The 24,965-nt window shown below is 44.2% G+C and carries 24 protein-coding genes; 10 read left to right on the top strand and 14 right to left on the bottom strand.

Annotation, left to right across the window (positions count from 1 at the left end):
• Nucleotides 1-157: 157 nt before the first annotated feature.
• Together Q3A68_RS00695 and Q3A68_RS00690 are read right to left on the bottom strand one after the other, a co-directional pair.
• Complete coding sequence (locus Q3A68_RS00695) at nt 158-1,738, bottom strand: Na+/H+ antiporter (RefSeq protein WP_302899072.1); 1,581 nt, start codon at nt 1,736-1,738, stop codon at nt 158-160.
• A gap of 103 nt (nt 1,739-1,841) precedes the next feature.
• On the bottom strand, nt 1,842-4,070 hold the full coding sequence (locus Q3A68_RS00690; RefSeq protein WP_302899071.1) for a PAS domain S-box protein: 2,229 nt from the start codon (nt 4,068-4,070) through the stop codon (nt 1,842-1,844).
• A gap of 393 nt (nt 4,071-4,463) precedes the next feature.
• Here Q3A68_RS00690 and Q3A68_RS00685 point away from each other — a divergent pair, with 393 nt between their 5' ends.
• Nucleotides 4,464-6,155: a S41 family peptidase gene (locus tag Q3A68_RS00685; protein WP_302899070.1), complete on the top strand. Its 1,692-nt coding sequence runs from the start codon at nt 4,464-4,466 to the stop codon at nt 6,153-6,155.
• Between the two features lie 62 nt (nt 6,156-6,217).
• On the opposite strand, the gene Q3A68_RS00680 is transcribed toward Q3A68_RS00685, so the two are convergent.
• The 3 genes from Q3A68_RS00680 to Q3A68_RS00670 form a co-directional block, all read right to left on the bottom strand.
• Nucleotides 6,218-6,949, bottom strand: coding sequence for a hypothetical protein (locus tag Q3A68_RS00680; protein WP_302899069.1), 732 nt, complete (start codon nt 6,947-6,949; stop codon nt 6,218-6,220).
• A gap of 157 nt (nt 6,950-7,106) precedes the next feature.
• On the bottom strand, nt 7,107-7,505 hold the full coding sequence (locus Q3A68_RS00675) for a hypothetical protein (protein WP_302899068.1): 399 nt from the start codon (nt 7,503-7,505) through the stop codon (nt 7,107-7,109).
• An 85-nt stretch (nt 7,506-7,590) separates the two neighbouring features.
• Nucleotides 7,591-8,163: a sugar O-acetyltransferase gene (locus tag Q3A68_RS00670; RefSeq protein WP_302899067.1), complete on the bottom strand. Its 573-nt coding sequence runs from the start codon at nt 8,161-8,163 to the stop codon at nt 7,591-7,593.
• Nucleotides 8,164-8,437: 274 nt separating this feature from the next.
• Here Q3A68_RS00670 and Q3A68_RS00665 point away from each other — a divergent pair, with 274 nt between their 5' ends.
• Nucleotides 8,438-9,688, top strand: coding sequence for a BamA/TamA family outer membrane protein (locus tag Q3A68_RS00665; protein WP_302899066.1), 1,251 nt, complete (start codon nt 8,438-8,440; stop codon nt 9,686-9,688).
• Nucleotides 9,689-9,762: 74 nt separating this feature from the next.
• On the opposite strand, the gene Q3A68_RS00660 is transcribed toward Q3A68_RS00665, so the two are convergent.
• The 6 genes from Q3A68_RS00660 to Q3A68_RS00635 form a co-directional block, all read right to left on the bottom strand.
• The gene (locus tag Q3A68_RS00660; protein ID WP_302899065.1) at nt 9,763-10,419 is read right to left on the bottom strand and encodes a porin family protein; all 657 of its coding nucleotides are present in this window, start codon (nt 10,417-10,419) and stop codon (nt 9,763-9,765) included.
• 62 nt (nt 10,420-10,481) lie between these two features.
• Nucleotides 10,482-11,138 carry a porin family protein gene (locus Q3A68_RS00655; RefSeq protein ID WP_302899064.1) on the bottom strand — a complete coding sequence of 219 codons (657 nt, stop codon included), beginning with the start codon at nt 11,136-11,138 and terminating at the stop codon, nt 10,482-10,484.
• A gap of 223 nt (nt 11,139-11,361) precedes the next feature.
• Nucleotides 11,362-11,835: a membrane lipoprotein lipid attachment site-containing protein gene (locus Q3A68_RS00650; RefSeq protein WP_302899063.1), complete on the bottom strand. Its 474-nt coding sequence runs from the start codon at nt 11,833-11,835 to the stop codon at nt 11,362-11,364.
• 169 nt (nt 11,836-12,004) lie between these two features.
• Nucleotides 12,005-13,075, bottom strand: a complete 1,071-nt coding sequence (locus Q3A68_RS00645; protein ID WP_302899062.1) for a T6SS phospholipase effector Tle1-like catalytic domain-containing protein — start codon at nt 13,073-13,075, stop codon at nt 12,005-12,007.
• Between the two features lie 317 nt (nt 13,076-13,392).
• Entirely contained in the window at nt 13,393-13,587 is a 195-nt protein-coding gene (locus Q3A68_RS00640; RefSeq protein WP_302899061.1) for a GIY-YIG nuclease family protein, read from the bottom strand.
• Nucleotides 13,559-13,864 carry a hypothetical protein gene (locus Q3A68_RS00635; protein ID WP_302899060.1) on the bottom strand — a complete coding sequence of 102 codons (306 nt, stop codon included), beginning with the start codon at nt 13,862-13,864 and terminating at the stop codon, nt 13,559-13,561. Before Q3A68_RS00635 ends, Q3A68_RS00640 begins: the two co-directional genes overlap by 29 nt.
• Before the next feature lie 250 nt (nt 13,865-14,114).
• Here Q3A68_RS00635 and Q3A68_RS00630 point away from each other — a divergent pair, with 250 nt between their 5' ends.
• The 6 genes from Q3A68_RS00630 to Q3A68_RS00605 all read left to right on the top strand — a co-directional run bounded on the left by Q3A68_RS00630 (nt 14,115) and on the right by Q3A68_RS00605 (nt 18,919).
• Nucleotides 14,115-14,444 carry a hypothetical protein gene (locus Q3A68_RS00630; RefSeq protein ID WP_302899059.1) on the top strand — a complete coding sequence of 110 codons (330 nt, stop codon included), beginning with the start codon at nt 14,115-14,117 and terminating at the stop codon, nt 14,442-14,444.
• 725 nt (nt 14,445-15,169) lie between these two features.
• Nucleotides 15,170-15,865, top strand: a complete 696-nt coding sequence (locus Q3A68_RS00625) for a S24 family peptidase (protein ID WP_302899058.1) — start codon at nt 15,170-15,172, stop codon at nt 15,863-15,865.
• Nucleotides 15,866-15,994: 129 nt separating this feature from the next.
• The gene (locus Q3A68_RS00620; RefSeq protein ID WP_302899057.1) at nt 15,995-16,228 is read left to right on the top strand and encodes a hypothetical protein; all 234 of its coding nucleotides are present in this window, start codon (nt 15,995-15,997) and stop codon (nt 16,226-16,228) included.
• A gap of 189 nt (nt 16,229-16,417) precedes the next feature.
• On the top strand, nt 16,418-17,020 hold the full coding sequence (locus tag Q3A68_RS00615) for a hypothetical protein (RefSeq protein WP_302899056.1): 603 nt from the start codon (nt 16,418-16,420) through the stop codon (nt 17,018-17,020).
• A gap of 559 nt (nt 17,021-17,579) precedes the next feature.
• On the top strand, nt 17,580-17,966 hold the full coding sequence (locus tag Q3A68_RS00610) for a hypothetical protein (protein ID WP_302899055.1): 387 nt from the start codon (nt 17,580-17,582) through the stop codon (nt 17,964-17,966).
• A gap of 215 nt (nt 17,967-18,181) precedes the next feature.
• Entirely contained in the window at nt 18,182-18,919 is a 738-nt protein-coding gene (locus tag Q3A68_RS00605; RefSeq protein ID WP_302899054.1) for a hypothetical protein, read from the top strand.
• Between the two features lie 399 nt (nt 18,920-19,318).
• Here the strand turns inward: Q3A68_RS00605 and Q3A68_RS00600 are convergent, their stop codons facing one another.
• Nucleotides 19,319-19,726, bottom strand: coding sequence for a hypothetical protein (locus Q3A68_RS00600; RefSeq protein ID WP_302899053.1), 408 nt, complete (start codon nt 19,724-19,726; stop codon nt 19,319-19,321).
• Between the two features lie 113 nt (nt 19,727-19,839).
• Here Q3A68_RS00600 and Q3A68_RS00595 point away from each other — a divergent pair, with 113 nt between their 5' ends.
• The gene (locus tag Q3A68_RS00595) at nt 19,840-20,181 is read left to right on the top strand and encodes a hypothetical protein (protein WP_302899052.1); all 342 of its coding nucleotides are present in this window, start codon (nt 19,840-19,842) and stop codon (nt 20,179-20,181) included.
• Nucleotides 20,182-20,355: 174 nt separating this feature from the next.
• Here the strand turns inward: Q3A68_RS00595 and Q3A68_RS00590 are convergent, their stop codons facing one another.
• A complete protein-coding gene (locus Q3A68_RS00590) occupies nt 20,356-21,699 on the bottom strand; it encodes a sensor histidine kinase (RefSeq protein WP_302899050.1) in 1,344 nt (447 codons plus the stop codon).
• 335 nt (nt 21,700-22,034) lie between these two features.
• Nucleotides 22,035-22,556, bottom strand: coding sequence for a nuclear transport factor 2 family protein (locus tag Q3A68_RS00585; RefSeq protein WP_302899049.1), 522 nt, complete (start codon nt 22,554-22,556; stop codon nt 22,035-22,037).
• 398 nt (nt 22,557-22,954) lie between these two features.
• Here Q3A68_RS00585 and Q3A68_RS00580 point away from each other — a divergent pair, with 398 nt between their 5' ends.
• Complete coding sequence (locus Q3A68_RS00580; protein ID WP_302899048.1) at nt 22,955-24,814, top strand: ATP-binding protein; 1,860 nt, start codon at nt 22,955-22,957, stop codon at nt 24,812-24,814.
• Nucleotides 24,815-24,965 lie beyond the last annotated feature (151 nt).

Below are 24,965 nucleotides of genomic sequence, written 5' to 3'. Positions count from 1 at the left end.
ATGACAAATAACTTATCTAATGGTTTAATATCATTGTGACAAGAAAGTTACAAAGGGGGATAGTTGATGGAGTTGTCATTGTTGCAGAGGTTGTAAGGGTTGGAGTGATTCTTATTACTTTAACTTCTACAACTTCTTCAACCCCTACAACCAAACCTCAAATTATCTTAAACTTCTCCTCTTCCAGATCCAGCTGGCGCAGGTGTTTGCGGATGATGTCTTCATCGATATGGCCGTCAACATTGTTGTGACTTATCAGCCATTTCCGTTGCTGGTCTATCACGTCGAGGTATATCTTTTTGCTTTCGGCGGGAATTTGCGGGTCGAGTTCCTCATTTATTTTTGAGCTCCATTTTTCCATCATCTGCTGCAGCAGGGGGTGATTGGCAATGTGCTCGCTGTAGTTGGTGGTAAGGTGCTGAATGGCATTTTTGGCGAGGCCTCTTTTCACTACCTCTTCGGCTTTATCGTCGGGTAAATAATCATCATAGACAGGCAGCGTTAATTTCCTGATGATGTAAGGGAGTGTTAACCCCTGCAACAGCAGGGTGGTTAATATCACGATGAAGGTGATAAACAAAATCAGGTTGCGGTGCGGAAATGGAGTGCCATTGTCCAGCTGAACGGGTATGGACAAAGCTGCAGCAAGCGAAACTACACCACGCATGCCCGTCCACCCCAAAATAAAGGGAACTTTATAGCCCGGGTGCCTGGGATCGGCTACCTTGATAAAGTAGCGGGCAATGAGGGTGACAAGCACTGCGCCGTATGCCGATAAAATCCGCAGCACGATCAATACACCCGTTATTAATAAACCATAGCCAATAGCACCCTGAAAACTTATGCCTTCCTGCTTTAAGCCGGCGGTGATTTCTGGGAGGTCTAACCCGATCAGAAAAAACACCAATCCGTTGAGCAGGAAAATCAGGCTTTCCCAAAAGTTGATTCCACGCAAGCGCGAAGAACTGCCTAAAAAATAGTGCCTTTTGCTTGACAGGTATAATCCGCCGCTCACAACGGCCAGCACACCCGAACTGTCCACTTCTTCGGCAGTCATATACATTACATAGGGGGTAACCAGCGATAAAATGATGTCCATATTCACGTCGGTTGGCAGGTATTTTTGCGCTTTCATAAATACCCATCCCACCAATAATCCAATGCCGATTCCGCCAAACAGCATCCATACAAAGCTCAATGCCGCATGATACCAGATAAACTGGCCGGTACCAATGGCAATCAGCGAAAAACGGAAGATGATAAGGGAAGAAGCATCGTTCAGCAAACTTTCGCCTTCCAGAATCGACGACATCCGTTTGGGGACTTTCACAAATTTTAAAATGGCGCTCGCACTAACTGCATCCGGCGGCGACACGATACCACCCAGCAGAAGCCCCAATGCCAACGAAAAGCCGGGGATGATTCTATTGACCACAAAAGCGACTGACATAGCCGTTAGGAAAACCACCACAAAAGCGAAACTGGAGATGATGCGCCGCCAGCGCCAGAGTTCTTTCCATGATATGGCCCAGGCTCCTTCGTACAAAAGCGGCGGAAGTATGATGATGAATATCAGCTCCGGGTTTACATGCAGCACTGGTATCCCTGGTATAAAGCTGATAAGCAGTCCGGCAACCACAAGCAGCACCGGGTAAGCAACTTTTATTTTGTTTGCCAGCATGATGATCAGTATAATGGCGACAACCATCATCAGGAAAAATGGGAAGTGTGCAATCATAGGATATTCAATGAAGGTAAAGATAATAAATGTGTGCTACGAATCCGGACAGAGTCCTTCATTTCCCTGCTGGATTTAGACACCTTACGCGCGAAGATGATTTCTACAAATCTTCCGTCTTATTGATGATGCGTTTGATCACTTCATCCAGTTCCTGAGTTGCCGATTCGAGGTGTTGCAGCAATTGCTCATCAGGGGTTTGATCTTTAATGTCTTTAAACAACTGCATTAAGCCCAGGATGCTGGCAATAGGTTTTCGTATCTCGTGCGAGTTGATAAGCGCGATCTCGGTGAGGCGTTCATGTTGTTTTCGTAATGTAGAAATATCCTGCATGGCGCCTATCATACGTTTGCCAATGCCGTTCTCATCACGAATGACAATGCCGCGGCCCAATATGTTGGCATATTCGCCGTTTGCTTTGCGGAAACGGTATTCCTGTGTCCAATGTATCATGTCACTGTATTTGACCTGGTCGGGGTATAGCACCGCACGTTCACGGTCTTCGGGGTGAACATTTTCAAAGAAAAATGGCAGATTGTCGTAGCTGGTCCCGGCGCGGTGGCCAAACAGTTTCTGCATATTGTTGGAGTAGTAAACGCTATTTGCTTCCAGGTTCCAATCCCATATTACATCAAAAGTAGCTTCCATTACGTACTCAAACCGCTCGTTGCTCACCGCTATATCACGGTGGCGGCGGTGGTTTTCCATAATGATATGTAAAAGATGGACACCGCGTTCAATGGTGTTCTCTTCCTGTTTTGATGGCGGCCGCTCTTCACAATTATACAGCGCAAAGGTGGCTATCACTTCGTTGTTGCCATCAATTATCGGGTACGACCAGCAGCTCTTCATGGGGTGCCTTGCAAGTATTTCGCGAAAGCCCTCCAGGCGGGAATCTGCTGCCATGCAGGGGACAATTACTCTTTCTTTTAGCCAGGCTGCCGTTCCGCATATCCCGTTCTGATCAGCAACTGTCAATCCATCCGGAAACTCCCAAAACTCGCCGGGCAGGGAAGGAGCCGCAAGCCCGAATAGTTTGTCGCCACGCTTTTCCAATACCGAGCACTGTAGGCCTTTATGAAGCGCTTCCATGCCGGCTAAATAAAAGCCTATCACTTCGCTCAATGGTTTTTCATTGCGAGTGCTGCACTCTAGTACCTGTTTCTCGAGCGTATCAAGTTCCAGATAGTATTTTGTTTCGGTTACGTCCTGGGCTATTACAATAGATGCCCGGCGACCATTGTAGTTGATAAGTTCGCCCTGAACATTCATATACATCAGCTCACCATTCTTCTTGATATGGCGCCATGTCCGTTGATGGTTTTGCCCGTATGCCTGTTCAGATTGTGTGAATTGGTCGATAAGCGGCCAGTCCTCAGGCGGGCGTATATCACGGATAGTTAATTGCAGAAACTCTTCCTTGGTGTAACCATATTTGTGGGCTGCCTCCTCGTTACAGTCAATAAATTGCTTCGTCTCGAAGTCCCAGATACTGATAGGCACCGGGTTATTATCAAAAAGATAGCGGTATAACTTCTCTGACTCTATCAGTGCGGCCTTGCTTTTCTTTATTTCAGTGGCATCCCTGGCAATGCCATACCGCACCCTTTGCGACGGATCGGCAACGGCTGACCAATGCAATGGCACCAGCGACCCGTTTTTATGAACATAATGATTTTCAACGTTCGTTAGTCTAAGACCAGCTTTTACCGTCCTGGCAATATCAACACTTCTTTGCTTATCCGGAGGATAAATGAAATCGAAAATAGGTCTGCCAACCATTTCTTCAGGTTTGTAGCCCAGGATACTTTCTGAAGCTGCGTTAACGCTTAAAATGATGTCATTTGTATCAATGGCAAAGATCATATCGATCGACGAATCCATTATCCGCTTCAGATCGTTCCGTGCGGCTTCAAGCGCCCTTGTTTTCAGCACTTCCTCAGTCACATCCCTAACGGTCGAGATCGTATAATCTTTACTCTTTACCGGGATGCTTTTGATATTTATAAATCGCTTTTCGCCTGTGCTGGTCACAATTTCGACGGCCTCCCATACCATGCGCGATTGGTTGCCGGTTTTTATATCTCCCTGCATTTTGGCCACAATGGCTTGGCGGTATTCGTCGTCGGGGAAAACTTTGAGAAGAAGTGTCTGCTTATCGGTGAGTTCACATTCCGGCCAGCCAAGTACCTCGCTGAAACGGGCGTTGGTATAAACGTAACGGTCGTCGTCTATTTTACTGACCGCGATGCCTATTGGTAGTTCCTGAAAAATGTCTTCTATAAATGCACTTGTTCCAATCAATGCATCTAATGTATTCCATGGATCCATTATCCCCTTTCAAATGTCTGCCTAGCTACTCCCACTTACAATTAAATTGTGATAATGCTCCTGCAATTTGGCATAATTGCTTTTTACGAAAATAATAGGAATAAGTTGAAGTAGGAAACGAATATTAATAAAAGACAGGCAATTGCCGGAAGAAGACAGCGCAGTTTTTTCAGTCAGTATATAAATTTCTAAATTCTGTAGAAATTCTGAATTTTTTTTCTACCTTGCCCATCACACAAAAAATGTGATAAGGTTTAGGTTAAATGCTCCTGCGTGCGAGACGGTGGAGCATTTGTTTTTTTAGCTAAATTTTCAACTTTCTCGGTTTGCTTTTTTTCATTATGTTTGGGATATAAGCAATAATTACTTAACCCTTTTCTTACCAAACCTTCTATGAAAAACAAACTCGTACTTTCTACCATTTTCCTTTTCACTTGTTTCAATACTGTATTTGCCCAGAAAACCTATACAGGCAACGAAGCTGCCGATTGGATACAATCTCAAAGATATATTGCCAATCCGCTTATCGACTCAAAAAGCACACCCGCAGAGGTGGAAAAAGCTGTAAAGATATTAGAGCGGACCATCACATTTATGGATAGTTTGCCGATCAAACAATTGGCGGCTGGTAATGCATACTTATACTATCGCCGGTCGGACGTTAGCCGCGACATTGCAAGCGGGTATACCTTGCTCGGCAAAAAAGATCAGGCGCTAAACGCACTCGATATGATGCTTGCAAATGGGACTTCAAGTGGTACGGTCGACGATTTAGAAAACGAACCAACATTAGATGGTATTAGGAAAGAACCCCGGTACCAGGCCATAATAAAGAAACTGAAAGAAGAAGGTGTGCTTTGGAAAAATACAGCGTTTAAAACTCCATACAAGCCCAATCTTTCTGACGCTGAAAAGGTAGCAGGGTTGTCGCTATTGTGGTCGCAGGCTAAATTTAACTTTGCCAATTTCGCGCTTCTGGATATCGACTGGAACCAAACCTACCTGGATTATATTCCAAAAGTTCAGGCCACTAAATCAACTGCCGAGTATTATAAGGTGCTGATTAATTTTTATGCACAGTTAAAGGACGGGCATACCAATGTATATGTCCCCGATTCGCTGGCTGGTGAGTTTTACAGCCGGCCGCCATTCCGTACCGAGCTGATAGAAGGGCGTGTTTTTGTGGTGAAGGTTTTTAGTGATAGCCTGCTCAAATCGGGTATAGTACCGGGTCTTGAGGTGACTAAGATAGACGGCCAGCCGGTAATTGATTATGCCGAGAAGAATGTGAAACCTTATGCCAGTAGCTCTACACCACAGGATATGGAGATCAGGGAGTTTTCTTATCAGCTTTTAGGCGGTTCAAAAAATAAGCCCATTGAATTTAAAGATAAAAAAGGGAAGCTGACAAACCGCACCATTTCCCGCACGGGATATCATGACGTGAAGGGTTTAAAATCCATTGATTATCAATCCATTGGTGGTGTTGGATATTTGACTATCAACAACTTTGAAGATAATAAGATCACCAAACAATTCGATTCGCTTTACAATGCTGAAATATCCAAAACCAAAGGACTCATCATCGACATAAGATACAATGGTGGGGGCGATGACGGAATAGCGTTCCATATTATTAAATACTTAACTGACAAGCCATTTTTTACGGCACAGGCAAGGATACTTGAGCATAGGTCTACTCCTGACGCGGAGCCTTCATGGGATTACCGGGGAATTGGCAGACAAAGCCCGAATGGCAAGGAATTTTATAGCAAACCGGTTGTTGTATTAGTAGGCCCCCGTACATTCTCAGCAGCCGAAGACTTTACCGTTGCATTTGATTATATGAAGCGTGGCAAGCTGATCGGTATGGCAACAGGGGGCAGCACAGGGCAGCCGGTGCCATTTAGCCTGCCTGGCGGAGGGAGCGCAAGGGTATGCGGCAAGCACGATGCCTACCCGGATGGTAAAGAGTTCGTGGGGGTAGGTATAATGCCTGACATTGCCGTTAAACCTACAATTAAAGACATTCAAAACGGCAGGGATGCTGCCAAGGAGAAAGCGCTGGAAATACTGAATAAGTAGAGATAGGACGGGGGCTAAGGGAAATCGCCTTTCGCCCCCGTCCTGATATAGTCTATAAAGAGCTACAATTTCTTATCGGCCTTTTTAACCATTTTAGGCATATCTTTTTGCAATTCAGCCATTAAGTCGTCCATCGCGCTTTCGCACATTGGTAGTATTTTTTCTGATGTCATAACCGGCGCACCGGCAACCATAGGACTCACACCTTTTGACCTTCCGGACTCATCAATAGAAAATACAAGGTCGCCGCTTTTGTTAAACAATGCAATGTTGGACTGGGCCTCAACTTTAACCACACCCATGCCGCCAAAGCCTATTTTTACCAGTTTGAAAGCGATAGATACATCCATTACGCCATCGGCCTGGCTAAATATTTTCAGCATATTCTTCTCATTTTGATGAAAGGCCAGTTTCTCAAGCAGCACTTTATACCCCGGGCTCACTACGGCGAATTTGTTGATATCCAACGCTCCGCTGCTGGCAACACCCACAGGTACAAAGGCTTTATAGGCTTCGTTGTTCACAACCTGATCTTCGGGCAGGAGCTGAAATGGAAAGCTCTTTGAATAGGATTCGAAAAATTGCGTATGGTACTTTGTTAGCAGGGGCTCCATCTTAAAATTAGGGTCATCAGAAAGCTTATCAACGGCGATGGCTGCAGTTACGCCAAACTCACCTACATTGATTTTTTTATTGACGTAAAATGTAACTACGGCAACTTTTTTGTCTTGTGCAAAGCTTAAAGAAGATAGCAGGAAAAAAATTAGTGAAATAAGGATTAAGGTCTTTTTCATTTTTGTTAAGGTTTAAATAGTTATAATATGCAATGAAGATAATGAAATTGTTTCGCAGAACCAGTAAAATGCTTTTTTACTGGTTCTGATTTCGCAATAAATATTCCTTACCATTCAGCAGGGTGAGATGGTTATGCGTATTTAAAGAAGTTTTATTTCAGATTGCCTGTAGAGCCCGTGCTCTGTTGCATACGCCCAGGTAATACATAGAGCCTGTGGCTAACAGTGCAAATAAAGCAACTGTTGACCATCCGTTGCTGTTGCCCACGCCGCTTAGTAGTGATGCCACTGTGACGATTAATTGCATGATATCGTAAAATATTGAATATACCAGCAACTTGGGCCACGATTTGGCAGCAGGCGAAACACTGCTGTACGACCAGAATATCATACCTATAAACAAATTGGAACACCCGAAATAACGCGCTAGCCATATAGCGTTACCATCAAGCGTGATGCCATAAAATGCCATTAATTTGACCGGGATAATTACGAAAGCAAGGCCAAATCCAAATGCCAGAATCGTAATGATGATTGCGAAGGTTGAAAGTTTCATCTCTTTAGGTTTTTATTAAAGCTAACGATTTGAAACGATATAATCAACTTATTTCCAGTATTTTATAATGGAATGTTTTCTGCAATTAGCTGCCGATAGCCTTGATAACCTTTGCCGGAATGCCGCCAACAATGGTATTTGCCGGTACATCTTTTGAGACTACCGCACCGGCAGCAACTACTGAATTTTCGCCTATGGTAACACCCGAGAGTATGGTTGCTGCAGCGCCTATCCAGGCATTTTTCTTTATAACGATGGGGTGCGAAATAGTAGCCCGCCGTTCTGAGGGGTTGAGCGGGTGATTGGAAGTAATCAGGTTTACTTTAGGCCCGATGAGGACATTATCTTCCAGTGTGATGCCGCCTCTGTCCATAAACGTACAGGCGTGATTCACAAATACATTTTTGCCGATATGAATATTCTCCCCAAAATCAGTATAAAACGGAGGGATAACAAAAAATGTATCGTCAACCTTTTTACCTGTCAGCTCGCTGAAAATATCCCTGATCTGATTCAAATCATCAGTAACAACCGTATTCAGTTTGGCTGTGGTTCTGATCGCCTTTAAGATCACCTTAAAAAGTTCCGGATACTCCGGATCATCCAGTGGTATAACTTCTCCCGATCTGTCTCTTTCGAATATGTTCTTGATTAGCATGCCGGTACTTATTTTATGAGCTTATATTTCAGGCACAAAATTAAAACAGGCCCGATCCACAAGTTAATGAATTTCAAGTCAATTGTTCAGATTTTCAGATAATATTGCTCCTTTGGCAAACCAATTAGCCACTTAACTTTCAACTGAAGCCATTGTAACAATCTTGTCTTTTAAGATTATTTAACGTTTGCGGAATAATTTCAATTAAACTATTTATTCTATTTGTGGTCGTAGCGTTTAAACTCCTGAAAGGATCGTCCGTAAGCCACAAAATATGCAGACCCGGTATGCAAAGGCATTGCTTTTGCTGCTGGCCGCGGCGTCGTCATTTTCTGCTTTTGCCCAGAATGGTAAATGCATACCGTTGTTAACCCGGCCCGATACCTTTACCAAAGTCCACCCAGATACCGGCAAACTCAGAGATCTGCGCGATCTGATTCAAACCAGCTTTCATACCCAAAGGCTCAGCCGCAAGAGCGACTCGGTAGGGCTCAGGCCGGTTGCCTCCATCGTGCCTGCTTTTGGTTATTCGCTGCAGTCGCGGCTGGCAATACTGATTTCGGGCAATGTGGCTTTCCGCACTTCGCCGCAATCCAACGTGTCAACCTTTGTCAGCAGCATTGCTTATACCCAAAATAAACAGGTTACGCTGCCGATTCAGTCGAGCGTCTGGAGCAAGAGCAACAACTATAACTTTGTAGGCGAAATGCGACTGTATCACTACCCGCAATCTACCTTCGGGTTGGGCAGCAACTCGGATATCGAGAACCAGGCGCCGATGAATTATAATTATATCCGCTTTTCGGAAATTGCCCTGCGGCATATTGCCGGTAACTTTTACATGGGCGGCGGTTACATGATTGATTACCATGCTGACATCACTATCGGGCCAACCGAGAACGGCACTGTTGCCCAATACCTGATCTATAAAAAACGGTCGACCAAAACGCATTCTACCTCTTCGGGTTTTACCCTGAACGGGCAGTTTGATGACCGCGATTCGCCCATCAATCCCACCTCAGGCTTTTATGCTACTTACGAATTCAGGCAGAACCTGAAGACGATGGGCAGCACCTTTACCTGGAGCTCGCTGATACTGGATGTGCGCAAATACCTGCGTTTCCCGCAATCATCGCATAATGTGCTGGCATTCTGGTCATACGACTGGCTAACACTGGCGGGGAGGCCGCCATACCTCGACCTGCCCTCCACTTTGTGGGATGCCTCTACCAATGCAGGCCGTGGGTACATACAAGGGCGCTTTCGCGGTGCGCAAATGGTGTACGGTGAAACGGAGTACCGCTACCGCATTACGCGTGATGGTTTGCTGGGTGGAGTGGTATTTTTTAATGCCGAATCGTTCTCTGCGGCTCCGGGTACACGGCTGCAGGCCATTCAACCTGCTGTTGGGCCGGGATTACGTATTAAACTGAACAAAGTCTCCCGAACCAATATCAGTATCGACTACGGCTTCGGCCGGCAGGACTCGCATGGGTTGTTTATCAATGTGGGGGAGATATTTTAGTGGTCAATGGTCAATCATCAATAGTCATTAGCAGTTTTATTTATTCTCCTATTCATTATTTACTACTCGCTCTTCTACTTAAACCAATATCCTGCTGATACTCCTGCCGAGCGGTTTCTCAATTTATTATCGGGCGATCCCGTCAAATTTCTCAGGCCCAGGCTATAGTTAAGGTCGATGGAAATATGTTTGATGCGCTCGCCTACGATAAAATTAATGCCATAATCGGGGTTCTTGTAGCCGCTGCCGAATTTAACATCGGCCGAATATTTTTGTTGTACAGCCCCGGTGGCGGTGGCAGTTTCCTTGCCATTTAGTCCATAGCCCAAATAAGGACCTGCGCCAAAAAATAAATTCAGGTTTGAAAGATTAAGGTGATAAAGCACATTAACAGGAAGTTCAAGGTAGTGCAGCCGGGTGGTGCCTTTTTCGTATACTAAGCTTGGCTGACTGCTATTGCTATTGCTATTGTTGTAATATGGTACTACCGCGCTAACATTGCTCCCTTTTGTAATGTAATACAAGCCAGGTTGAATGCTAAACTGATGCAGGCTATATTCGGCCACAGCACCGATACGGAAATCTATTCTGTCGCTTTCGTTAACCCCCGGATAACCACTGTTACTGAATGTGGAGAGGCTTATACCGCCTTTAATACTATAACTGATTGATTGTGCAAATGCGCATACAGAAACCGCTGCGATGCAAACAGTGAGTAGAAATTTCTTCATTGTGAGGTTTAAGTAATTTATTTGAATTCAATAATTCTCTTCTCTTGGGCTGCCGGGGCGTTTTAATTAAACCAATACCCCACCGACAGGCCTAACGACCTGTTGTGAAATTTATAATATTGGTCATCTTCGGCTAAATTTGCCAGGCCGAGACTATAATTTACGTCGAGAAAAATATGTTTTATGCGTTGACCGACTATAAAATTAACGCCATAGTCGGGATTTTTGTAGCGATCTGATCCACCGCTGCCGAACGAAATGTTTGTTTCGGACGATGAACCGCCGTAACTAGCTTTTATTTTACCTGAAAGCCCATAGCCTAAATACGCCCCCGCACCAAAATACAGATTCATGCCAGGCGCAAATTTAATACGATAGAGCAGGTTTACCGGCAGCTCGAGATAATTCAGGTTGACGGTTGCTTTCGTTGTTGATGTGCCATTTTGCGAGCCATTGTAATAAAGCGGAACTATGGGGTTGAAACCATAACCTTTGGTAATAAAATAAAGCCCCGGCTGAATGCTGAACTGATGTATAGCTATATCAGCCACTGCACCAACCTGAAATCCGGTTTTGCTGCTGCTGTTGAATGCATTAGAACCTGAATTGCTTTGATCAGAGAAATTTATTCCGCCTTTAAGGCCAAAACTGACATTTTGTGCAAATGCGCCTGCAGAGATCGTTGCAACGCAAATAGTGAATAGTATTTTCTTCAGCATAAGATTTAAGTATTGCCGAAGATACTACTTTTTTGATTGCTGGCATTGACCGGAAGATCTGTTAAAAAACAGCCCCGTTCCAATCGCTGGTCGGGGGCTTTTAACCTAAACCTTATCACAAAAACACCAGCTGGGAAACCAGTGCTTTATAGCGCAAAATTAGTTAACCGGATATATGTTCAGTATTAGAAAATGATTAGAGTTTTCCGCCGGTCAAAACAGTTTAATTCTGCCTTCTTAAATACACCACATCCAGGTCGCGCTCGGTTATACCGTTACCCGTAGAAGTCTCATCATATACCAGCTCCATTTTATTTCCGGTATAGTTTTTTATAGTTGCAGTCTGCGTATAAGCTCCCGCGGTAAGGCCATTAATAACCTGCACAGGGTGGTCGAAGGTAATATCCGAACCCTTTACCACATAGTATGCCATAGGCGGATTGGAGGGGTCGGCCTGGGCAGGGTATAAAACGGTTCCGTTCTGGTTAAATTGATAGTCAAATAATTGAGCAGTGTTCCCGGTGAACGTTAAGGTTTTTGTCAAAACACCATTCTGATAAATATAAAGTGTATCGGCCGTGGTTACCCATTTGCCGGTTATGTTGGTACCGGACGTTGAACCGGGTGATGGCGTATTTTTCTTTGAGCAGCCAAATAATACTGCAACGATGACAAGCGGTAAAATCAGTTTTTTCATTTGCGATAAAGTTTATGCGCCGAAATATAGGAATTTGTGAGGAAACTGAAAACCGTGGGTTGACCAACCGGCTGGTACCCAGTTTATAAATCTTGTTAGGCCAGATTTGTAATGTCGTAAATTCCTGCCAACAATTAAGCGTTGGGATTATGCAATTACCGTCACAAATTTATTTCGGTGGCCAGTCGTTTACCAATCCGCCGGGAATATTTGGCGGGTCGTAGTGATGGTCCGCTTCTATGCGCCGGGCCACTGATTTATCTACCGATTCGTTGAAGCCGTCATACTGTCCCACCGGACGTATAAAATTGCCCAGAAGCCGGTAGCCAAAGGTTTGCGAATTGTATAACCTGCCTCCTATCGAAGGGCATAAAAACACGGGGAAGTTATCGCTGGGTTTGGCCATACTGACATCAACAGCAAGACCTGCAAAGCGCGCTTTCTCTATCATCCATTCCAGGGTGATATCGCTCAGGCGTTCGTCGTGATAGCCGCCGCCCACATTGCAATGCACACCCATAAACCACACCTGCTCCACATGCTGCTTTGTGCCTTTCAAAACTGCGTTTTTACTTCGTTGCCATAATGTAGGTTTAAAAGAGTTCCGGCGTTCATCTATTGCCATGGCATGATAAGCATATTCTATGGTGCTGCTCAGTTGCACATCATGAAAACTGTATTTACGCCGGTTATAAAGCTCCAGAAAACTGAGCGGTAAGCCAAGTGAACCGACGGTATCCCACACACCAATGAATTTCACATGCGTCCGGTGACTATAATTTCTGACAAACTCTTTAGCGTTTTCGCTATCCGGGTGGGATGCATCGGAGCGGTCGCGGTACATCCTGAAAGCTTTGTGTACCATGTGCAGATTATCTTTCGTCAATACACCGCAATTGCGTATCAACCCGGCCAAACTACGGGCGGTATAGGCCCCGCGACTGAAACCCAAAAGGTATATCTCATCGCCCGGTTCAAAGTTTTCTACCAAAAACCTGTAGCCCTTTTCAATATTGGCGTCCAGCCCTTTTCCGATTGCGCCGCTGATTATCCTTTTAAACTTTTTGCCGTTGGCGCCCACGCCATCCACATAATGCTTTACCTGCCGGGTGCCATAAATGTCGGTAGTGGCAATTATTTTGTGTATTTTCTCCACATTGGATCGTACCACATACCCATCTTCATCCTTTGTGCCCGGCCTGTCCCAGGTGCCGTCGCAGCATACTATGAGTCGTTTCATTGTATTAGGTTAATATTTAATGTAATCGGTTGACTGTCAGATAAATTTATCCCGAAATATTTGATGTTTCCTACCGTGTTTTTACGGTATTTTTGCGGTGTTGGGAACAGTTCTCTCCCCATGCATCATTCCAGCCTTAATGGTTACCAGGCGCAGGGATTTAATGAATGGCACTTATCATTACAGGAGGGTGTCAGGCCGAGGCACTCGAAGCACGGCGGGCAAAGGCCTCTGCAACATGCTTAGGATTTTCGTTTAGATAATTCTGCCAGCAAATCCCATTCCCCCCTTATTATCGCATCTGTCTTTGCCCTGCTTCAGCCTTTAACCTGCTTTTCAAAAGCTATTGCCTGGATAACTTCAGTAAACATTTCATGAAATACCAATTTTCCTTTACCGCCCCGGGGACGGTCTTCTGATGGCAGATATTGTTCAATAAACCGCTCAAAGGCTACTACACTCAAACCGAAAAGCTCCCCGTATTTACCCCGCACGGCATGTGCAATGGCCACGGGTATTTCGCTTACGGATGGCAGGGTAGCGGGAGATGATGTTGTCGGTGAGCTCGTTCACCATGTAGTCGCGCCCTTGCGAGGTGATGCTTTTTACGTTCATATCGGCAAAGGCTTTGGCCACGTTGGCCAGTACGGTGTTGAACACGTCGCGTTTGGGCACCTTGCGTACAGGGTTTTGCTTAAGGATGGCCCAGCCGATGGAAGTTTCGGATGTGGGATTTACGATTTCAGATTTACGATTTACGATTTCGGATTTGGTTGTTAGGGTTGACATTTTGTTTAATGAGTGAGTGTATGAGTGAATTTGGTTTGTAATGGCGCAGAGGACTCACCCTGTCATTGCTGCGCTCGACATCCCTCTCTACCGCAGGCGGTAAAGCGGGAGAAGAAAGTTTTTAATTTTTAACCCCTCTTTATGGCTCGCCATAGAAAGGGTCGGCCAGCGAAGCGTTGCCCGGGGCGAGTCAACTTCGCATCTTGACATCAATTGAAAAATTTGCTAACTTTAAGTACATCGATTTGTAATGGAAAAGTTACAGTGCCCGAAATGCAAGTGCGAAAACATTGCCGTCCACAGCAGGCGTCGGTATTTTTTGCTGATGGCTGTATGCTTCATATTTATCCTCCTCAGCTACCTGGTTATCCGTACCCCGCTGCTTAAACCGGGCGAGTGGAACGCAGGATTGATGTTATTTATCATTTTAAGCGAAACGGTATTTTGTATCAGTATCATAATGGCGATTTATTTTATTGCCCTGGGTATCATGAAAAAACATACCACCTACTTTTGCCGCAGCTGCAAACACGACTTTGATAGCGTACTGGTGGTACACCACAGCGGCCACGGTAAGTAACATTGCCGTTTCATTTGCGTATTAATGTATTGAGCCGACTAAAATTTTCATTATTTTAGAGAAAACCTTATTAATAATGACTGACCCTACCAAGCCTAACCGTCTGCCGGACATAAATCCTGATGTTTCTGAATATATCTGGGACATCAAAACCCAACGCTATAGGCGCAACCCCGATTACCGACCCGAGAGCGCGACTGTCCGCTATATTTTTTGGGCAATCGTTGTGCTGGTCATGCTGATTGCAGTGGTATGGTGCCTGAAGGCGTAGTGGTGAGTAAGATATAAGCCCTTTAATTGCCATTGACTATTGACCATTGACCACTCACCAACCTACTCCCTCATCACCACATCGGTAAACTGCAATGCTGCCGCCACGTCCCGCATTGGCGTTGAACTTTCTTTTTCGGCGCAACTTTTTTCTTTGCTATACCGCTGTGCTGCAAGGTGTTTAGGTAGCCAATAGTAAAAGTTCCTGGCTATTTCGGTTAATGATTTGCCGTCAAGATCACCTAAATCGATTTTTGAACCGTAAAAGACCAGGAAATAATATTCCAGTTCATTCGCTCATTCACTAACTCACTCATTGCTTTTCTCTGTAATTTCTGTAAAGCTGAAGCTAAAGTTTTGGAATTTTGTTGTACTTTCGGGTAGAATTACGATACATTTATCAAGAACATTCCGTATATTTACAAATAAAATAAAGATAAAACTTTTCAGCATTTATGGAAGAGCAATCAAAATCAAACAAAGTAAAACGCATACGGCCTGAGACACTGGAGTTTATAATCCTCTATAATCAGCTCAGGGGGAAGGCTTTTAACGGAAATGCACAACTGGCCGAAGTGCTGGGCTTCAATTCGCCCGCGTCGATCACCGAAATTATCAAAAGCCGGCAGAACATCGATCCGGATAAACTTCAGATTTTTAAAGAAAGATACAAAAAATTCCTGACAAATACAAAACAAGTTGCAACTGCTTCTGTCCAGCCCTCTACTTTTGAGGGTATCCCGATGTACGAAGTGGTGGCAACAGCATCAGGAGTGGAGGCGTATAAAGACATAAACGACAGCACGCCCATCGGGCATATGAACTTTCCGGGTATTGAGGACTGCGACTTTGCCCTGCCCGTGTGGGGGCATAGCATGTACCCTTACCTGGAGAACGGCTGCTGGGTAGCGCTGAAGGTGATCCACGATACTAAAATTCTCCCCGGCGAAGTGTATTATATCGAGTGGGGCGACTACCGCATGTATAAACGCCTGCTGGCCGCCGATAACGACGACGAGGTGATTGCTCACAGCGACAATACTACCGAAATCATCGGCGACCGCCTGAAGTATGCACCCTTCATTATCAAAAAACAGGATATTAAAAAGCTGTGTTTAGTGAAGGATATTCATAAGAAGCATAATCATTGATTTTGAAGTGAAGGAAGAAAGGTGAAAGCAAAAAGCTTTTCATCAAAGCATTAATAAGCAATCCGATATATAATTATGAAAATGTACTTTTTAGTATTTCATGTTCATCCCCGGCCTGACTTGTGAGATATGGTTCATATTGGAGTTGCTTATGTTAGCTGTTGGATTGAAGCTGACTCCATAAAACAGGCAGAGCAAATTGCAATGCAAGAAATTGGCGATCTAAAATGGAATATCATTGAAAAGGACGATGCCTATGAGTTGGAGCCCGCTGGTTATACACCAGATTCGGACGGGTTTGAATTATATCAGAAGGCCTTGATTGACAAAATAGTTTTACGGTTTCATACTTATCCGGCTTAGTGAATCTGACCAATGGGCACTTATTCTAAAACTGGTTTATGAGTTCAGCGCAGTGGAATGGCTCCGTTGATAGCGTCAACCGTTGGTTGTCCGGATTTGCAATCCCTGACAAAGCGAAGTTGATAACTACTCGTAATTTATATCAGGGTATCTGTTATTTTAGCATCTGAAAACTTAAACCTGTTACAGATGAAAAAACTATTAATAGTTGCATTGCCGGCGTTCGTGATTTTCCTTTCCGGTTTTACTGGCCATGGGAAAAAGGACGTAGTAAACTATTTAAATACCAGTGATAAGATAGTGCTGGATAATGTTACTTACAAATTATCTTGGAGTTCGCACCCAACAGAGAATTACTATAAACAGGAATATCTTCCAGCTCACGAAACGCAGGAAAGCTACTCTAATATGCTGCTGATAGATTTCCTAATCACATCTGATTCGCTGAAAAACGTCGTGGCCAGCAAGGTAGCCGAACAACAAAATCAGGAAATAACTGATATTATAGCTCATCACCGGACATTGAAAAACAAAGACAAGAGCGAATACCTGCTTGACTTTATTCTGAGCGACTCAAAGGGCCGAGCGAATGCGAACATCGTTGAATGGAACGGCTACAGGTATAAAGATTATACAGATAGCCAGGGACATAAGGGGGTGCTCTTATTTGGATGGAGCAAAAGGGCATACCGTAACGATATCAACGAATTTTTAACCAGGCTCCGCACCGATAAGCCACTTTTCATACACTCATTGGCCCAGCACGAGATACCAAAGATCGAGGTGAAATAAATACGAAAAGGTGAAAAAATGGTTAAATATTGCGGGATTTTCTTTAATAGCCTTGGGTTTCGCAATGGCTATCTTTGGAGTATCTTTATTTACGTATCGGGGAAATTCATTGAGTCCGGTGATAAGTGAAATTGGGAAGTTTGCTTTTTTACATTTTATAGAGACGATTTTATTGGGAGCGCTTCTGCTGATTCTATCAATATTTTTTAAATCATCTCCTAAATAGTTGGCTGGTTACCCAACACTGGTTTAAGAGTTCAGCGCAGCGCTCTTAACGGCACAGCCCTTTTGAGCACCATTGACAACAAACTACTTGCAAAAAAATCAATTATGGTGGTAGGACTCTGCCCGGTATTTATTGCAGAGGTAAACTTATATTACCAAAACAACTTTATGTACACATACCCGGACAGAGTCCTTCATTTTCCAGGTTCGATTTAAGTCGCCCTGCGGAAGACTTAAACCAGTAGGGGGGACTTCAAACAGCAATATTGACAACTTGCCCCCCCAGCAAACCAAACCCCAATTCCTTACGTAACTAATTGAAAACGTTACAACAATGAAAAGGATATCGCTTTTTATTTTGATCAGCTCTTGCTTTTTAATTGCCTGTAATAGAAATTCCAACCCATCGCCGAAGACACCTGCTAAACCATTGCAAATTGTGATAAGCAATATCACCACAACGCTGACTATCTACAACTTTTCGGTCATTAACCAGTCGTCGGTTAAATTAATTGATGTATATGCGCAAACCGACAATAAAACTTATAGCGTAAATGTTAACCGGGGAGATACCCTCAAACTCAACTATTTTCTGGAATTGGAAGGTCTGCGCCCTGCGGTGAAACCTGTTGTTTCATTTATATACGATGGTGTACCCATGTTTACCGTATCAAATGATACCAGCATTGTATCGGGTGTAAAGTATATCGCCATTCCGTAGGGTGCGGGCGACCGGATAAAAAAGAAAAAGCCCATCTTGCGAGACAGGCTACCAGTTAAACTAATTATAACTAAAATTTGCTGTTATAATGCGCACTTAAACGGTTATGGGTGTGATAAGGTTTTGCGATGTGGCAACACAAGGCGTGGAATTGTATCTTGCACCTGTTGAATTTTTTTGACATCTTGCATATACCTTACTTGTCACACTTTAGTATGGAAACTCAACCTGTATTAGAATTTAAATTGGATAACAAAGGGCTTTGGGGTATCCGAAAAGAATACCTAACCTGGACAGCCGCTATTTTCACAGTGATGGCGATATTCAGCTTATTTGCACCGGGGACTGTCAAAATAGGAGGTAAGACAGCACCAGAAAGTGTGGCGATTTGGGTAAATCTTGCTTCTCTCTTTTTATTGTTTACCGTCTGCACTATTATTCAACAATTAATAGTTGGGGGTAACAATAAGGATTTAGCTATCAGGATGAACGATGAGATGATTGAGCTGTCAGTTCCATGGCGGGCGCGGAAATTATTTTATCTTACCGAAGTCACCAAGGCAGTCCGCACTGCAAAGGGTACTATACATCTGTATTCAAAGGGAGAACGGATCACAATACCCAGGCAAATAAGCCGGTATGATGAACTGGTGAGCCTTTTAAGGTTACGGTTTCCATCACTGAGCGGAGGCATAATTACATTTTATCACAAATACTTTTTTGTACTGGCGTTTATTGAATTTTCGTTGTTAATGTCGCTCATAATATTTAACAATAAGGTATTACTTTCTGTAAACGGGTTGTTGTTTATAGGTTTGCTGTCAACCGAAATGAGGAAACGATATTCTGCATATAAGGCCATCAAATCAAAAGGCTTGCGCATTATTCTTATTTATGAACTGATATTTGCCGCTGCTGCTCTATATGTTTTGATACCGAAGCTGATGAAATAGGCATTGTATTGTATAGCGCAGAGTCTACTCACCCCGACTACGCTACGCTGGTCGACCCTCTCTATGGCAAGCCATAAAGAGGAGAAGAAATAAAATTTATATAATTTCCTCCTTACCGCCTGCGGTAGAGAGGGTGGTCGAGCGAAGCAATGAATGGGTGAGTCAAAACAATTTTAATATTCTTAAAACCATCAGTGTCAATGCGTTGTTATTGCATTAGTATTATTTGGATTACCAGCAAGTGCTGATAATTTGAAAATACAAAACCCCGTATGGAGCACGTGCGGGGTTGTTTTTTCCTCTATGGTCATTAGTCATTGGAATAGCCTGCAAAATACAAAGGCGAATCCATGCTGTTCGAAGCGTCTGACTTCGGGCATCAGGTTTGTTTTTTTGTGACTACCAATAGAATAAGCCTGCAATAACTGCCGCCGCCATATAGCTAACGCAGCTTGCCAATAACTTTCCCACTACAAACGTCTTGTCAAGGTTGACATAAATGGCATTGCCGATCTCAATAATAAAGCCGAAGCAAGCGAAGCAAATAATACCCAGTTTGGCATCAGAAAGCGCGTTATGGCCAATGACGTAATGCGAGCCGATCTTTAAATAAAAAAAGGTAAACAGTAGGCCAAACACCACCGATAATGCCGTACTGTAGGTATAGCTTACATAACTCTCCGGTCGCCAGGTTTGCGGCGTTGTGGCCTGGTATTTATGAAACAGGTAGCTGATAAAAAACCATTCGATACCGGTATTGGCAACACCGATGCAGATAGCTGATAACACAAAATGAAATGCTGACATGGTGATTAAGTTTATATATAAATATAACGAATATTATATTCGCTGCATGGGGTATAAGTTCAGCTCAAAAGTTGTGAAATAAACTGCTGATTATATTATATTTATGGTCGAGTATGCAACCTGAACAATGGCCGCCCGAACTGGATGCACTGATTGCAGCACCAGAACATCATAAACTGCTGTTTGAAAACGAACGCGTGCGTGTTATCGACGCCAACATCCCGGCAGGGCAGATGACTGCCGTGCATACTCACCGGTTTGCCGCATCGCATATTGTGGTTAGCTGGTCAGATTTTATCCGTTATGATGCCGGTGGTAATGTACTGCTGGATTCGAGAAGTTTAGGAAAATCAGTTTCGACGCACACCGCATTGTGGTCGGAACCATTGGGCCCGCATGCACTTAAAAATGTGGGTGGCCAGGAATTGCATATCATCAGCGTGGAGCTGAAATAGTGAATGGTCAACAGTCAATGGTCAATAGTCAATAGTCAATAGTCAATAGTCAATAGTCAATAGTCAATAGAATAACTGATCAAAATACAAAATAACCCTGACCGCCCTGCGCGACGCTTTAAATCTAAAATCGTAATTCGTAAATATGAAATCAAAGGGCAGGTGCCGGGGCAATCACCCCAGCGGCATAAATATATGGAAGGTTGATCCGTGACCGGGAATGCTTTCGAAGCTGATGCGACCGCCTTGCTGCTCGGTGAACTCCTTGCACAGAATAAGTCCAAGACCTACGCCTTTTTCGTTGGCTGTGCCAAAGGTCGACCGCGCCTTTAGCGTAAACATATCGCCCTGCTGTTCGTAGGCTATACCACGCCCATTATCGGCAATGCTGATGCGGCACTCGTTGTTGATGAGCCTGGTACTGACGTCAACCTTGCCGCCTGCAGGCGTAAATTTTATAGCATTGCTCACAATATTGCGCACCACCAGCTGCAGCATATCGCTGTCGGCTACAACATTTATAGCTGGGTCAACTTCGTAAGTTAGTTCTATATCTTTTTTTGAGGCCATAATACGTTCCATTTCGAGCGTATTTTTCAGCGTCTCGTTCAGGCGCATGTCGCTCAGCTTCACCACCACGCCATCCATCTGCGATTTTGACCATATCAGCAGCTTCGAAAGCATGTTCAGTGTGCTTTGCGTTACGCGCAGCAGGTCGCTCTCTACCACCTCGCGCTCTTCTTTATCCAGGCCATATTCGCCCACCAGTTCAAGGTAGTTCTGGATATTGCTCAGCGGTCCGCGCAAATCGTGTGCAATGATCGACATCAGCTTGTTCTTTTCTGAGTTGATATGTTCCAGCTGCTCGTTTTGCGCCAATATGAATTGGTGCTGCTGCTCAATGTCTTTACGTTTTTCTTCAACCTGCAACCGCTCAAAATCATAATTGTTACGCACATTTTTGATGGTGAAATACATGATTAAAACTCCAATCATGTAGGCCGACGTAACATCGATAAAACGATCTGATCTGCTCAGGTAAGTATAAGGTACCAGTTTGGGGTAATAGTACTCTATTAAGTGCATCGCCAGCAATAATATCACGTTCACACCCAACCAGTATTTATGCTGCTTTTTCGGTGTAACAAATACGATGAGATACAGTGACAGGGCGAAAACTACATCATTTGGTCCGCTGATACCCGAATTGTAAAAATAATTGACGAAGAACAATGCATTGCAAATGAGCGCAGTCATGAAGATGCTGCCCCGTACTTTGCCACCAAACCGCGACCGGTAAAGGAAAAATGCGAATACGCAACCTGCTACCACGCACAGGCCGGCGGCCACCCATTCGCTAATGATCAGGTTGACAGGGATGGTAATCATCATAGCAATGATCATCACTATGCAAAGGGCGTGAAATATTCTGTATTCGAGCGGAAAGACGGAAGGGTCGCCGGTGAGTTTCAACCAGCGTGAACTTATTTTACTACGAAACGGTAATTTGGTATTCACTTTAGACCCTCAAATCTACTAAAAAAACGAAACAGCTCTGTTTAAAATTTCTTATCTGTTAAAATAATGTCTTATAAGTCAGTGCGCTAACAGGCGTTGACCCGGGGATTTATACGGATGGGAGGGTTGGTTGGTTGGGAGGGCAATAGTCATTAGTCATTAGTCATTAGTCATTAGTCATTAGTCATTAGTCATTAGTCATTAGTCATTAGTCATTAGTCGATAGTCAGGATATTGACCTGGCTATTTGATTCTACCCTACATCGCCCTACCAGGTTTAAGAGCGGGTTTTAAACCAGTCACCAAACTAATCACCAATGACTATTGACCAATGACTATTTCATCGCGATCAGCAGCGACATTGGGTCGTAAAAGCCGATTTGAATGGCAATTTTGCCGTCCGTGTTAAAAATGTCGAACAGCACCATTTCTATCTTGGCTACTTTTTGGGTTTTCCTGTTGGTGAGGGTGATGAGCCACCACGATTGTACGGTAAAGGGTGTTTTGTTGTATTTCAGCCCATCCGGTGTGCCTATGGGTTTCATGCTGAAGTGTTCCCAGGTTTCAAATACCTGCTGCCAGCCGGCTTTGGCTTCGGCTACGGTACGGGGTGGTGGCACCGACCATTGCGCCGCCTTTGAGGTGTCGACGGCATAACGCATCATGCCGTAAATCTTAGCCGAATCGGCAAAGAGCCTTCCCATTGCTGCCGTATCATGTTGTTCATACAGCCGGGCAAATTGGCGCATCACTTCAATGTAAGGGTGTTCGCTGTAAATAACACCGTTTTTAACCTTCTTTTGGGCATATGCACTGACACTGCAGGCGATGAATATCACGATCAACAGCTTTTTCATAACCTATGGGTTTTGGGATATGCCGTTTAAATTGGTTCAGTATAAATATAAGGATTTTTTAGTTGGGAGTGGAGGATAGTGAATAGTGATTGGATTTTATTCTGCATGTCGTGTAAACTCACCCGATCATTGCTTCGCTCGATCACCCCCTCTACCGTAAGCGGTAAAGACGGAAAGTTTTCTTTTTTACTTTACTTCCCCCTCTTTATGGCTTGCCATAGAGAGGGTCGACCAGCGTAGCGTAGTCGGGGCGAGCCAACTCGGTGCAATTCAATTAATCTTTGATTTCTCCTGAAAATTGCTTATCTTGTTAAGGCATTTAATCTTTAATTAATAATTCTCTTGTCGGATTAATTAAGGAGGTTATTTTTGCAGGACTACTTTACTACATCACGTTAATGAAAAGCGGCTTAAACAGAAGTTTACAATACTGGTTTGCAATTTCTATTTTCATACTCGTTGTCATATCAGCAGTTTCTTACACTATCATCACCAACTTATTAGAGAGCCGTAAACTGGTTGACCATAGCAACGAGGTTATCCTGAAGCTGGAGAGAGTGATGTCGCACGTAAAAGATGCAGAAACCGGGCAGCGTGGCTACATGCTTACCGACCGCAAGGTTTTTCTGCAACCATATCGCGATGCTTATCAAAATTCAGCATTCCTGTTAACCCAGGTTCAACAGCTAACAGCTAATAATTTGTACCAGCAGCATTATGTGGTGCTGGCAAGAAGGCTGCTTAATGAAGAGGCCAACCTGATGGATAATATGATACAGAAAGAGCAAACCCGCGATACCATTTACGTGGATGACCTGATGCTCGGCAAGACCATTATGGACAGCTTGCGGAAGGTGGTAAGCAAAATGGAAAAGGAAGAAACAGAACTGCTGCGTATACAATTGCGCGAACTGAACAAGTATAACAGTCTGACCCCGGTAGTCATTATCATCACATCAATTGCTGCGGTTGCCATTTCGTTGCTGTTCTTTTTGAATATCAGCCGGGGGATTGATGAAAAAGAAACGATGCAGAAGCTGCTGGAGTCGAAAGAAAAGGAAACCGCCCGGGCAAACAAGGAGCTTTCTGCGGCGATAGAGGACCTGAGGAGCCTGAACGAAGAATATATTGTAAGCAACGAGAACCTGAACGAATCGCGGCACAGCCTGCAAACGCTGAACAATGAACTGGAAGAAAGGGTGAACCTGCGTACCACTGAGCTGCAGGAAAGCGAAAAGCGATTGAGAAATATAATGGATACCATTCCGCAAATTGCGTGGACAAGCACGCCCGATGGCGGGGTGAATTTTTACAATAAGCGATGGTTTGAATACACGGGTCTCGACTTTGAAGAATCTAAAGCCTGGGGATGGAAAAACGTGATCCATCCGGATGACCTGCAATACAACCTGGATCAGCTTAAATTAATTTTAGAAGAAGGTATTGGGGGTGAGTTTGAGGTTAGGGAAAAAAGCCGCACAGGCGAATACCGCTGGCACCTGATACGTATGCAGCCTGTCAGGAATGACGACGGCAGCATAAGGTTATGGGCCGGGACAGCTACTGATATACAAGAGCTTAAACTTTTGCAGCAGCAAAAAGACGATTTTATAAGTATAGCCAGTCACGAGCTGAAAACCCCGGTTACTACCCTTAAAGCCTCGCTACAGCTTATCGAAATGCAAAGGAGCAAGCTTAGCGACGAAAAATTGTACGACATGATTACCCGTGCCAATAAAAGTGTCAACAAAGTAACCTCACTTATCGAGGGGCTGCTTAATGTAAGCAAATTTCACCATGGGCAGTTTAATCTCAATAAATCGGAGTTTGACCTGATGAAACTGATTGATGATTGCCGGAATGACATCACTGTACCCAGGGCGTTTACCATATTGGTATCGGGCGATCGTGAATTGAAAATCAATGCTGATGCGGGCAGGATAGAGCAGGTGCTGACCAACCTGATCAGCAATGCTGTTAAATATGCCGAAGACAGCAAAACGATCAGGATCAACGTGAAGAAAACGAATGCTGAGGTCAAAGTTTCGGTGATTGACCATGGTCCGGGTATATCGTCGGAGAAAATACCGTTTCTGTTTAACCGCTATTACCAGGTCGAAACCGACGGCAACAAAAGCTCCGGGCTGGGCATCGGGCTTTACATCTGCTCTGAGATCATCAAAAAGCACAACGGCAAAATAGGCGTGGAAACCATGCCCGGCAAAGGCAGCACGTTTTGGTTTACGTTGCCGGTGTGATTTAATTAGTGAACTAGTGAGTGAGTGAGTGAGTGAGTGAGTGAGTGAGTGAATAGTCAATGGTGAACGATGCTGTTGGTAGTCTCTGACTATCCCACACTGGTTTAAGAGTAAACTCTTCAATCCTAAATGATAGCAGGCTCTGTCCGGT

This window comes from Mucilaginibacter tolerans (assembly GCF_030519375.1).
GTDB lineage: Bacteria > Bacteroidota > Bacteroidia > Sphingobacteriales > Sphingobacteriaceae > Mucilaginibacter.
The sequence above is the reverse complement of the archived record's forward strand: the minus strand, read 5'-3'. Positions and strand labels throughout refer to the sequence as shown.